The following is a 10,419-nucleotide window of genomic DNA, read 5'->3' on the forward strand; positions in this document are numbered from 1 at the left end:
GCAGCCGCTGCTAGGCTCCCTCCGAACACCGCCATGCCGAGGGAGACCAACCATGTTGCGATACAGCCTGTTTCTGGCCGCCGCCCTGAGCGCCACGCCGCTCGTCGTACAGGAGGCCCTCGCGCGGGAGGCGGCGGATGCGGTCGCCCCCGAAGCCGCCACCGAGAGCGTCGACGTCTTTGCCGGGGTCTCCGAGGCCAGCCGCGCGGCGCTCGAGGCCAAGGGGGCAGGCACGCCCACCGAGGCCGAGGACTGGATGATCGCCGCGGCCAACCCGCTGGCGGTCGAGGCCGGCGCGCGGGTTCTGCGCGAGGGCGGCAGCGCCGCTGATGCCATGGTCGCGGTGCAGGCGGTGCTGGGGCTGGTCGAGCCGCAATCCTCCGGCCTCGGCGGGGGCGCCTTCCTCGTCTGGTACGATGCCGAAAGCGGCGAGCTGACCACGCTCGACGGGCGCGAAACCGCGCCGCTCGCCGCCGACCCGCGCCAGTTTCAGGACGAGGCCGGCGAGCCGCTGAGCTTTTTCGACGCCGTGGTCGGCGGGCTCTCGGTGGGCACGCCGGGCACCCCGAAACTGATGGAGGAGGCGCATCGCCGCTGGGGCCGCGCCAACTGGCCGGGTCTCTTTGACGAGGCCATCAAGCTGGCCGAGGACGGGTTCACCGTCTCGCCCCGGCTGGCAGAGCTCGTCGCGGGCGATTCCGAGCGGCTGCAACGCTTCCCCGACACCGCCGGCTATTTCTTCCCCGAGGGCGCTGCCATCGCCGCAGGCGACAGGCTCACCAATCCCGACTACGCGGAAACCCTTCGCCTGATCGCCGAGGGCGGCTCGCGGGCCTTCTACACAGGCGCCATCGCCGAGGAGATCGTTGCCACCGTGCGGGGCGCGGAGGGCAACCCGGGCCGGCTTTCGACCGCAGATCTGGCACTTTATCAGGTGAAAGAGCGCCCCGCTGTCTGCGCCGCCTACCGCGCGCATGAGGTCTGCGGCATGGGCCCGCCCTCGTCCGGGGCGCTCACCGTGGGGCAGATCCTCGGGATGCTCGACAGCTACGACCTTGCCACGCTCGGCCCCGACAGCGCCGAGGCATGGCGGCTGATCGGCGATGCCTCGCGGCTCGCCTTTGCCGACCGGGGCCGCTACATGGCCGACACCGATTTCGTGCCGGTCCCGGTCGCGGGGCTGGTGGCGCCGGACTACCTTGCCTCCCGCGCCGAGCTGCTCGCGGGCGACGATGCCCTGCCCGAGGTCGCGCCCGGTGCGCCCGAATGGGACCACGCCATGCGCCTCGCCGATGACGAGAGCATCGAGTTCCCCTCGACCTCGCATATCTCCATCGTCGACGCCGACGGCAACGCCCTGTCGATGACGACCACCATCGAGAACGGCTTCGGCTCGCGGCTGATGGCAGCGGGCTTCCTGCTCAACAACGAGCTGACCGACTTCTCCTTCCGCAGCCACAGCGACGGCGTGCCCATCGCCAACCGGATCGAGCCCGGCAAGCGCCCGCGCTCGTCGATGGCGCCGACCATCGTGATGTCCGAGGGCACCCCCTCGCTGGTGATCGGCAGCCCCGGTGGCAGCCGCATCATCGGCTACGTGGCTCAGGCGATCATAGCGCATATCGACTGGGCCATGGACGTGCAGCAGGCTGTCGCCATGCCGCATCTGGTCAACCGCTTCGGCGCCTACGATCTCGAGGAAGGCTCGAGCGCTGCCGAGCTCGAGGCTCCGCTGAGCGAACTGGGCTACGAGGTCAATGTGCGGGGGCTGAATTCGGGGCTGCACGCCATCGCCCTCGGCGAGACCTTGCAGGGCGGCGCCGATCCGCGGCGCGAGGGCATCGCGCTCGGGGAGTGACGCCCGGCCCGCTCAGAACACCCCGCTCAGAACACCCCCATGGCAAGCCCTGCCGCGAGCGCCGCGCCCAGTTCGCGGCAGCTTTCCAGATCCGCCTCGGGAATGGTCTTGTCGGCGAGGATCGCTTCGGGCGACTGCGCATGGGTGCAGACGATCAGCGGCTCCTGCACCTCGCGCAGTCGCCAGCCAGTGGCGATGCGCGCGGTCTGGCGCGCCGCGTTCGCGCCATCCGACCCGGCGCAGACCATCTGCGCATAGGGGCGCCCCTCGATCTGCCCGAGCACCGGGTAATAGCAGAGGTCGAAGAACTCCTTCATCGCGCCGGACAGCGCGGCGAGGTTTTCGGGCGCGCAGAACAGGTAACCCTGTGCCCGCAAGAGATCCTCCGGACCGGCCTCCTCGGCACGCAGCAGACGCACGTCGCATTCCTCGCGAGCGGCCTCGAATGCGGCCTCGGCCATCTGGCGGCTGCCGCCGGTGCGGCTGTGATAGACGATCAGCAATTCCATGCCCTGAGCCTAGACCGTGGTGCCGGTTTCTGAAACCGCCCGCGAGACCCGGCTTGACGCTCTGGCGCCCATGAAATATCCAGCCACTCAGCCGAGCGGGCGTTGTGTAATGGTAAGACCCTTGCCTTCCAAGCAAGAGATACGGGTTCGATTCCCGTCGCCCGCTCCAGATCTCCCCCAGATTTCCCGTTCCGGCTGAGCCAGCCCCTCCGAATCCGTGGAATCCCACGGTTCTGCCCCCTCTGCGGCAACGCGCGGCTTGAATCCTGCGCCTTTCATGGCAAAACGGCTCGGCGCAGGACAGGAGGAGCAATGGCTCACGGAAACCCCGCATCCGCCGTGGCGGAGGAGCGAGACAAATCCCGCAAGCTCGGATCGCTTGCGGCGCTATGGCCCTACATGGCGCCCTACAAGGCGCTGATGGTCGCCGCCACGTTGGCTCTCATCGCCACCGCGACGGTGTCGCTGACCCTGCCGATGGCGGTCCGCCGGGTGATCGACAATTTCAACGCAGAGGACGGCGCGCTGCTCGATCGCTACTTCCTCGCGGCGCTCGGCTTTGCCGGGCTGCTCGCCATCGGCACCGCAGCGCGCTACGCGCTGGTGACACGGCTGGGCGAGCGCGTGGTGGCCGACATTCGCAAGGCGGTGTTCGACCGGGTCATCGGCCTCTCGCCGGTGTTCTACGAGCGCATCATGACCGGTGAGGTGCTGAGCCGGCTCACCACCGACACCACGCTGATCCTGTCGGTGATCGGCTCCTCGGTCTCGATCGCGCTGCGCAACCTGCTGATCTTCGTCGGCGGCCTCGCGCTGATGCTGCTGACCTCGGCCAAGCTCACAGCGCTGGTGCTGCTGCTGGTGCCCATCGTCATCGTGCCGATCCTCACGCTGGGCCGCCGCCTGCGCAAGCTCAGCCGCGAGAATCAGGACTGGATCGCCGCCTCCTCGGGCAACGCCGCCGAGGCGCTGCAGGCGGTGCAGACGGTGCAGTCCTTCACGCACGAAGAGATCTCGCGCGGGGCCTTTGCCGAGGTCACCGAAAAGAGCTTCGACGCCGCCCGTCGCCGGGTCTGGGTGCGGGCGCTGATGACCGCCATCGTGATCTTCCTCGTCTTCACCGGGATCGTCGGCGTGCTCTGGATGGGCGCGTGGGACGTGCGCGCCGGCAACATGAGCCCCGGCGCGCTGGTGCAGTTCGTGATCTACTCGGTGATGGTGGCCGGCGCCGTGGCGGCGCTGTCGGAGATCTTCGGCGAGCTGCAGCGCGCCGCCGGCGCCACCGAGCGCCTCGTGGAGCTGCTGCACACCGAAGACGCGATCACCGATCCGGCACAGCCCGCCGCCCTGCCGACCCCGGTGCGCGGCGAGATCGGCTTCGAGCATGTGCAGTTCTCCTACCCGTCTCGGCCCGGCGTCTCGGCGCTGGCGGACCTCGACCTTACCATCCAGCCCGGCGAAACCGTGGCGCTGGTCGGCCCCTCTGGCGCCGGCAAAACCACCATCGTGCAGCTGATCCAGCGTTTCTACGACCCCGATGCCGGCCGGGTGACACTGGACGGCATGGCGCTCGACACCCTGTCGCGCGACGCCTTCCGCAAGCATATCGCGCTGGTGCCGCAGGATCCGGTGATCTTCGCGGCCTCGGCGCGCGACAACATCCGCTTCGGCCGCCCCGACGCGACCGATGCCGAGATCGAGGAGGCCGCCAAGGCCGCCGCGGCGCATGGCTTCGTCTCAAGCCTGCCCGAGGGCTACGACACCTACCTGGGCGAGCGCGGCGTGATGCTGTCGGGCGGCCAGAAGCAGCGTATCGCCATCGCCCGCGCGATCCTGCGCGACGCGCCGGTGCTGCTGCTCGACGAAGCCACATCGGCGCTCGACGCGGAAAGCGAACGTGCGGTGCAGGCCGCCGTCGACCGGCTGGCCGAGGGCCGCACCACGATCATCGTGGCGCACCGCCTTGCCACGGTGAAGAAGGCCGACCGCATCATCGTCATGGATCAGGGCCGCGTGGTGGCGCAGGGCAGCCACGACGCGCTGGTGGCGGAGGACGGGCTCTACGCCCGGCTGGCGCGGCTTCAGTTCACCGACGGCATCGCCGCCGAGTGACGATTCTGAACGGCGCGGCCCTCAGGGCCAGTCGCCGCCATCGAGAAAGGCCTTGGCCGAGCGCGTGATCTCCTCGCGTTCGGCCTCGCTCTTCTTGCGCAGGCTGCCATAGATCAGCCCCATGCGGTGATTGTCGCCAAGCTTGTCCTCGTTCTCGATCAGGAAGTTCCAGTAGAGATAGTTGAAGGGGCAGGCCTCCTTGCCGGTCTTCTGCTTGAGGCTGTACTCGCAATTCTTGCAGTAGTCCGACATGCGGTTGATGTAGGCGCCCGAGGCAGCATAGGGCTTTGAGCCAAGCCGTCCTCCGTCGGCGTGCATCACCATGCCATGCACGTTGGGCAGCTCGACCCATTCGAAGGCGTCTGCATAGACCTCGAGATACCATTGCTCGATCTGGCGCGGCTCGACACCGGCCAGAAGGGCGAAGTTGCCGGTCACCATCAGCCGCTGGATGTGGTGCGCATAGGCGTTGCGCCGGGTCGCGCCGATGCATTCCGACATGCAGCGCATGTCGGTCTCGGCGCCCCAGTACATCGCCGGCAGGTCGCGCTTGGCGTTGAGGAAATTGCTCTCGACGTAGTCCGGCATCTCGGTCCAGTAGATGCCCCGCACGAACTCGCGCCAGCCGAGGATCTGCCGCACGAAGCCCTCGACCGCGTTGAGCGGCGCCTCGCCATCGGCATAGGCCTGCGCCGCCTTCTCGCAGACCTCGTGGGCGGTCAGCAGGCCGATATTGAGATAGGGCGAGATCAACCCGTGAAACAGGTAATCCTCGCCGGTCTTCATGGCATCCTGGTAGTCGCCGAAGGTGGGCAGGCAATCCTTCAGGAAATGCCGCAGCGCCCGCAGCGCCTCCTCGCGGGTGACGGCCCAGCCAAAGCCCTCGAGATCGCCGAAATGGTTGTCAAAGCGGGCGGCGACCAGTTCGAGCACCTCTTCGGTGATCGCGTCGGGGTGAAACCGCATCCGATGCGGCGTCTCGAGCCCCTTTGGCAGCGACTTGCGGTTCTCCTCGTCGAAGTTCCACGCGCCGCCCGCCGGCTCGCCCTCCTCCATCAAGAGGCCCGTCCGGCGGCGCATCTCGCGGTAGAAATACTCCATCCGACCGGTCTTGTTGTCCTCCACCAGCTTGGCGAAATCGTCGCGTGAGCAATAGAACCGGTCATCCGCGCGGATCTCCACCGGCAGATCCATATCGCTCTCCCAGTCGCGCATCATCTCCCAGACGCGCCACTCGCCGGGCTCGGTGGCGACGATGCGCTTGGGCTTGTGGCGCTTCACTGCGCGGGCCAGCTCGTCGGAGAAGCTGTGCGTGTTGTCGGTGTCGTCGAGCTTGACGTAGTCGACGGTCACGCCCTTCTCGCGCAGCTCCTCGGCGAAGTGGCGCATGGCCGAGAGGATCAGCGCGATCTTCTGAGGGTGATGGCGCACGTAGCTCGTCTCGTCTCCGACCTCGACCATCAGCACCACGTCGGCCTCGGGGTCGAGATCCGACAGCGCGGAGAGCGAGCGCGTCAGCTGATCGCCCAGCACGAATCGCAGCGTCTCGGTCATGCGCCGGCCCTCGCCTCGCTGCGGCAGCGGTCGGAGCAGTATTTCACCGCCTCCCAGTCCCTCGCCCATTTGCGCCGCCACGCGAAGGGGCGCCCGCAACTGGCGCAGATCTTCTGTGGCAGGTCGGCCTTCTTGCGCATCTTCGCCATGCCCTCAGCCCTCCGCAGACACCGAACCACGGGCGCCGCCGCTGACGCCCCGGATCAGACCTTTCGCCATGCCATCCTCCCGTTCGACATCCTTCCCTCCGGCGCTGCCGCGCCACTCACCCGAACGCGCAACTTTTCGCGCCTGCGACTCGTTCCTTGGGAAACCGCAGGAGAAACGCCCATGCATCTTGTCACCCTCTACGCCTCGACCCTGATCATCTTTCTGGTGATCGACATCATCGGCATCACCACGATCATCAAACCTGTCTTCGAGCGTCACGTGGGCGACATGCTCGCCGATCCGCTGCGGCTCGGCCCGGCGGCGATGTTCTACGCCTTCTACATCGTCGGCCTGCTCTATTTCGTTTCGGCCCCGGCGCTGAGCGCCGGTCGCCCGGTGCAGGCGCTGCTCGGCGGCGCGCTGCTGGGGCTGATGTGCTACGGCACCTACGAGTTCACCAACCTCGCGACGCTCAGGGGCTGGACCTACAATCAGGTGATCATCGATTCGCTCTGGGGCGCGGCGCTGACCGGTGGCTCGGCCTGGGCGGGGCTGATGATCACCCGCTGGATCCACGGCTGAGCCAAACATCAGGCCGGTCCCGCGCGCCGCAGCAGCGGGACCGCCACCACCAGCGCGATGCCCGCCGCCGCCAACGCGATGACCGGCGTGTTGGAGATCTCGCGATTGGCAACGATCACGCCCATATAGGCCCAGCCCACGCCGAAGGCATAGGCCAGGGCCGAGGGGCGCAGCCACAGCACAAAGCCCGCGATCACCAAGAGCAGCGACAACAGCACCAGCGCCGCGGCCTGCGCCGAGAGCACGCCGTAGCCGCTGAGGCTCGCCCCGATCGCAACGCCGGCCGCGGCCGTCAGCCAGCCGGCATAGAGCCCGACGGGAAGGCGCGCGGCCCACGCGCGCGGGGCGCGCAAAAGCGCCTCGGTGGCGGCTGCGGCCATGAAGATGATCAGCACCGTGGCCAGCACCGGCTGCCAGTTCGAGGCCGCGACCCAGAACATGCCGAGCCCGAGGCTCACCGCCAAGGGCCCGCGCATCGCCTGCCACGCGGGGTCGAGGCGGCGCCGCCAGAGACCGTAGGCCGCGCCGCCGATCAGCAGCAGAAAGATCGCGCCCCAGATCGAGAACGCCCAGCCCACCGGCTGCACCGGCCAGCGCGACTGCACGACCGGGAACTGCGTGGGCGAGAGCCCCGGAAAGCCCCCGGTGACGGCAGGCGACACGGCAAAGGCGATCGCCAGCAGCAGCACCAGCGGCGCCAGCGCTCGCCTCATTGCACCAGCTTGCGGGTCAGCCGCATCGAGATCGCATAGGGCAGCGTCTGCATAAGCTTCAGCGACAGGGTCAGGCGGCGCGGAAAATGCACCTCGAAACGCTTGCCGTCGAGCCCCTTGACGATGCGTCCCGCCGCGTCGTCGGGCTGGATCACCGCCGGCATATCGAAGTCGTTCTTCTTGGTCAGCCGGGTGTCGACGAAGCCCGGCGAAATCATTCGCACGTTGACCCTCGGGGCCAGCTCGGCGCGCAGGCTTTCCACGAGGTTGATCACCCCGGCCTTGGAAGCGGAGTAGATCTGGCCCTGCGGCAGGCCGATATAGCCCGCCACCGAGCTCGTCAGCACCAGATCGCCGCCATCGCGCAGCAGCGGCTCGGCGACGCGGGCGAAATGGAAGGTGCCGGTGAGGTTCACGGTGACGATCTTGGCGGCGAACGCGGGATCGATCTCCATCACCTTGCCGGGATCGTAGAGCGCCGCCAGCGTGATCGCGCTGTCGAGCAGCCCGCCCTCGGCGATCTTGTCTGCCGCCGCCTGCAGGCTTTCGAGGTCCGAGACATCCGCCGTCACCACCTCGGCGCCGCCGATCTCGTCGGCGAGCTTGTGCAGAGGCTCTTCCGAGCGCGCCGAGAGCACCAGCCGCGCGCCACGTCGGGCGTAGGCGCGGGCCAGTTCGGCGCCGATCCCGTCCGAGGCGCCCATGATCCAGATGCGGGGGGACGTGGAGCGATCAGGCATGGGCCAGCCGGTATTGATGCACGTTGGTGCGGCCAGTCTCGAACGAGGCGATGCAGGCGGCGAGATAGAAGCGCCAGACCCGGATGAAGCCATCGTCGAAACCAAGGCCGCGCACCTCGGTCACCTTGGCGTCGAAGCGGTCGAGCCAGTCGCGCAGGGTGCGCGCGTAGTCGAGCCCGAAAGCGTGGTTGTCCTCGACCCGCAGCCCGGCCTTGCCGGCGACCGACTCGAAAACCGGCGGCGAGGGCAGCATGCCGCCGGGGAAGATGAAACTGCGGATCATGTCACCGCCGGCGCGGTAGCGGTCGAAATAGCGGTCCGCCACGGTGATGGTCTGGATCATCGCCCGGCCTTTCTGGCTCAGCACGTGGGCGACCTTCTCGAAATAGGTCGGCCAGTAGCGCTCCCCCACCGCCTCGAACATCTCGATCGAGACCACGTGATCGAAGGTCCCGTATTCGTCGCGGTAATCCTGCAGCACGATCTCGGCCTCGCGCCCCAGACGCTCTCGGGCGAAGCTGGCCTGCTCCTGCGACAGCGTCAGGCCCTTGGGCGCAAAATCGCCGCGCTGCATGGCGCGCTCGGCAAAGCCGCCCCAGCCGCAGCCGATCTCGAGCACCCGGCCCGATTCCGCGCCCAGCCCCTCGAGGATGCGGTCGTACTTGCGGTGCTGGCCCGCGACCAGCGGGTCGGCTGTCCCGACATCCTCGGGCGAGAAGATCGCCGAGGAATAGGTCATCGTCTCGTCGAGCCAGAGCTTGTAGAAATCGTTTCCGAGATCGTAATGCGCCTGGATGTTGCGCCGCGAGCCGCGCTTGGTGTTGCGGTTGAAGAGGTAGAGCGCCCGGATCAGCAGCGACTGCCAGGCGTGGCCGTAAAGGAACGGCTCCAGCGCCTCCTCGTTCTTCAGCCCGAAGACCAGGAAGGCAGCGAGATCGTCGCTGTCGCACCAGCCGTCGCGATAGGCCTCGGTCAGGCCGATATCACCCTTGGCCGCCGCCGCCGGCACGGTGCGCCAGTCGCGGATGGTCAGGTCCGCCGCCGGCCCCGGCTGGCGCCCCTCGAAGCGCCGAACCTTGCCGTCCGGCGTGGTCAGAGCGAGGCTGCCATACTCGACCTTGTCGAGACAACTCAGCAGCTTGCTTTCAATCTGGCGTTCAAACATCGTGCCCCGCACCCCCTGTCGCTTCCGAACCTCGCTGCGCGAGCTGTTCTGGTTTCGAGATAACGCGGACGCCCCGGAGAACAAGCTTCAGCGCCTGCCAATGGATCAGCGCGATCACCTTCTGCGCCTGAAAGGCATGGCGCCACTTGGCACGGGTCAGCGCGGGCCGGGTCAGCGGCCGCGCCGGGCCGCTCATCGAGGTCTGAAGCTTAACCTCTCCGCCCTCGCCAATCCAGTCGACCCAGGCACCGAAGCGGTCCGGGCCGGCATCGAAGCGGAAGACGTAATGCCCCTCGCGCGGCAGGAAGGGCGACACGTGGAAGAGCTTCCTCCCGGTGATCCGGTCCGAGCGCGAGATGGGGCGATTGTCGGGGTGGTGGCAGAGATAGAAATGCCGCTCGCCGAAGGTGTTGGACACCTCAGCCAGCACCGCGCGCAGGCCCTTGTGGTCACGCGCCAGCCAGAAGCTCACCGGGTTGAAGCCGTAGAGAGGCGAGCGCGGCATGGTGACCACCGTGACCTCGCAATGCGCCAGCGCCACCGGCGCGAGCTGCTCGCGGATGAACGTCACCATGGAGGCGCCATCGCGGTGGCCGTAGTCGCGTGGCCGCACCGACCAGAGCCCGCGCCGGTCGGGACGGATCGGCAGCCGACCGTCCTCGAAATCGTCGACCGGCAGCGCCAGGTAGCTGGCGCGATAGCGGAACTGCCGGTCGACATCGCCCTTGCGGGCATGCCAGATCCGGCAATCCACCAAGGCGCCATGCCAGAGATCGGTCATTCCGCCGCCTCCAGCGCTCCATCCGTCTCGACCGCCGCGCTGCCGCCCCAGGGATCGGCGCCGAGCGGCCAGTCGATGCCCATCGCCTGCGCCACCCGCAGCGCCGAGAGCACGCCGTCCTCGTGGAAGCCGTAGCGCGTCCACGCGCCGGCATAATAGATCCCGCCCCGGCCCTGGATCTCGGACAGGCGTGCCTGCGCCGAGAGCGTGGCCGCATCGAATTGCGGGGTGGTCCAGAACCGCCTCGTCATGCAG

Annotated in this window: 11 protein-coding genes and 1 tRNA gene; 4 read left to right on the forward strand and 8 right to left on the reverse strand. The window is 68.1% G+C overall.

Translation table 11 applies throughout. The features are described from left to right. The first annotated feature begins 52 nt into the window (after positions 1 to 52). Positions 53 to 1,858 carry a gamma-glutamyltransferase gene (gene ggt / locus R2601_RS04515; protein ID WP_007794210.1) on the forward strand — a complete coding sequence of 602 codons (1,806 nt, stop codon included), beginning with the start codon at positions 53 to 55 and terminating at the stop codon, positions 1,856 to 1,858. Positions 1,859 to 1,884: 26 nt separating this feature from the next. Here ggt and R2601_RS04520 read toward each other — a convergent pair whose 3' ends face one another. Further along, the gene (locus tag R2601_RS04520; RefSeq protein ID WP_007794212.1) at positions 1,885 to 2,367 is read right to left on the reverse strand and encodes an NAD(P)H-dependent oxidoreductase; all 483 of its coding nucleotides are present in this window, start codon (positions 2,365 to 2,367) and stop codon (positions 1,885 to 1,887) included. Positions 2,368 to 2,462: 95 nt separating this feature from the next. On the opposite strand from R2601_RS04520, the gene R2601_RS04525 reads away from it, so the two are divergent. Beyond that, positions 2,463 to 2,536 (forward strand) — tRNA-Gly (locus R2601_RS04525). Between the two features lie 143 nt (positions 2,537 to 2,679). After that, positions 2,680 to 4,479, forward strand: a complete 1,800-nt coding sequence (locus tag R2601_RS04530; protein WP_007794214.1) for an ABC transporter transmembrane domain-containing protein — start codon at positions 2,680 to 2,682, stop codon at positions 4,477 to 4,479. A gap of 21 nt (positions 4,480 to 4,500) precedes the next feature. Here R2601_RS04530 and R2601_RS04535 read toward each other — a convergent pair whose 3' ends face one another. Further along, positions 4,501 to 6,033 (reverse strand): cryptochrome/photolyase family protein, encoded by a 1,533-nt coding sequence (locus tag R2601_RS04535; protein ID WP_007794216.1) that lies wholly within the window; start codon positions 6,031 to 6,033, stop codon positions 4,501 to 4,503. Further along, positions 6,030 to 6,182 carry a DUF2256 domain-containing protein gene (locus R2601_RS25775; protein WP_007794218.1) on the reverse strand — a complete coding sequence of 51 codons (153 nt, stop codon included), beginning with the start codon at positions 6,180 to 6,182 and terminating at the stop codon, positions 6,030 to 6,032. Before R2601_RS25775 ends, R2601_RS04535 begins: the two co-directional genes overlap by 4 nt. A 181-nt stretch (positions 6,183 to 6,363) precedes the next feature. On the opposite strand from R2601_RS25775, the gene R2601_RS04540 reads away from it, so the two are divergent. Beyond that, a complete protein-coding gene (locus R2601_RS04540; protein ID WP_007794221.1) occupies positions 6,364 to 6,765 on the forward strand; it encodes a DUF2177 family protein in 402 nt (133 codons plus the stop codon). Positions 6,766 to 6,773: 8 nt separating this feature from the next. Here the strand turns inward: R2601_RS04540 and R2601_RS04545 are convergent, their stop codons facing one another. The 5 genes from R2601_RS04545 to R2601_RS04565 form a co-directional block, all read right to left on the reverse strand. Continuing rightward, positions 6,774 to 7,478 (reverse strand): TspO-related membrane protein, encoded by a 705-nt coding sequence (locus R2601_RS04545; RefSeq protein WP_007794224.1) that lies wholly within the window; start codon positions 7,476 to 7,478, stop codon positions 6,774 to 6,776. After that, positions 7,475 to 8,218, reverse strand: a complete 744-nt coding sequence (locus R2601_RS04550; RefSeq protein ID WP_040544352.1) for an SDR family NAD(P)-dependent oxidoreductase — start codon at positions 8,216 to 8,218, stop codon at positions 7,475 to 7,477. The genes R2601_RS04545 and R2601_RS04550 overlap by 4 nt, the downstream gene beginning before the upstream one ends. Next, positions 8,211 to 9,383 carry an SAM-dependent methyltransferase gene (locus R2601_RS04555; RefSeq protein WP_007794232.1) on the reverse strand — a complete coding sequence of 391 codons (1,173 nt, stop codon included), beginning with the start codon at positions 9,381 to 9,383 and terminating at the stop codon, positions 8,211 to 8,213. Before R2601_RS04555 ends, R2601_RS04550 begins: the two co-directional genes overlap by 8 nt. Further along, positions 9,376 to 10,164: a DUF1365 domain-containing protein gene (locus R2601_RS04560; RefSeq protein ID WP_007794235.1), complete on the reverse strand. Its 789-nt coding sequence runs from the start codon at positions 10,162 to 10,164 to the stop codon at positions 9,376 to 9,378. Before R2601_RS04560 ends, R2601_RS04555 begins: the two co-directional genes overlap by 8 nt. Beyond that, a partial coding sequence (locus tag R2601_RS04565) for an FAD-dependent oxidoreductase (RefSeq protein ID WP_007794237.1) occupies positions 10,161 to 10,419 on the reverse strand: 259 nt, incomplete at its 5' end. The genes R2601_RS04565 and R2601_RS04560, both read right to left, overlap by 4 nt.

This window comes from Salipiger bermudensis HTCC2601, from assembly GCF_000153725.1.
Lineage (GTDB): Bacteria > Pseudomonadota > Alphaproteobacteria > Rhodobacterales > Rhodobacteraceae > Salipiger > Salipiger bermudensis.

What these genes read in the sequence shown, in the direction of transcription:
- R2601_RS04555 (WP_007794232.1), bottom strand. Translation starts at nt 9,383, where the DNA reads ATGTTTGAACGCCAGATTGAAAGCAAGCTGCTGAGTTGTCTCGACAAG.
- R2601_RS04545 (WP_007794224.1), bottom strand. Translation starts at nt 7,478, where the DNA reads ATGAGGCGAGCGCTGGCGCCGCTGGTGCTGCTGCTGGCGATCGCCTTT.
- R2601_RS04535 (WP_007794216.1), bottom strand. Translation starts at nt 6,033, where the DNA reads ATGACCGAGACGCTGCGATTCGTGCTGGGCGATCAGCTGACGCGCTCG.
- R2601_RS25775 (WP_007794218.1), bottom strand. Translation starts at nt 6,182, where the DNA reads ATGGCGAAGATGCGCAAGAAGGCCGACCTGCCACAGAAGATCTGCGCC.
- R2601_RS04530 (WP_007794214.1), top strand. Translation starts at nt 2,680, where the DNA reads ATGGCTCACGGAAACCCCGCATCCGCCGTGGCGGAGGAGCGAGACAAA.
- R2601_RS04520 (WP_007794212.1), bottom strand. Translation starts at nt 2,367, where the DNA reads ATGGAATTGCTGATCGTCTATCACAGCCGCACCGGCGGCAGCCGCCAG.
- R2601_RS04560 (WP_007794235.1), bottom strand. Translation starts at nt 10,164, where the DNA reads ATGACCGATCTCTGGCATGGCGCCTTGGTGGATTGCCGGATCTGGCAT.
- ggt (WP_007794210.1), top strand. Translation starts at nt 53, where the DNA reads ATGTTGCGATACAGCCTGTTTCTGGCCGCCGCCCTGAGCGCCACGCCG.
- R2601_RS04550 (WP_040544352.1), bottom strand. Translation starts at nt 8,218, where the DNA reads ATGCCTGATCGCTCCACGTCCCCCCGCATCTGGATCATGGGCGCCTCG.
- R2601_RS04540 (WP_007794221.1), top strand. Translation starts at nt 6,364, where the DNA reads ATGCATCTTGTCACCCTCTACGCCTCGACCCTGATCATCTTTCTGGTG.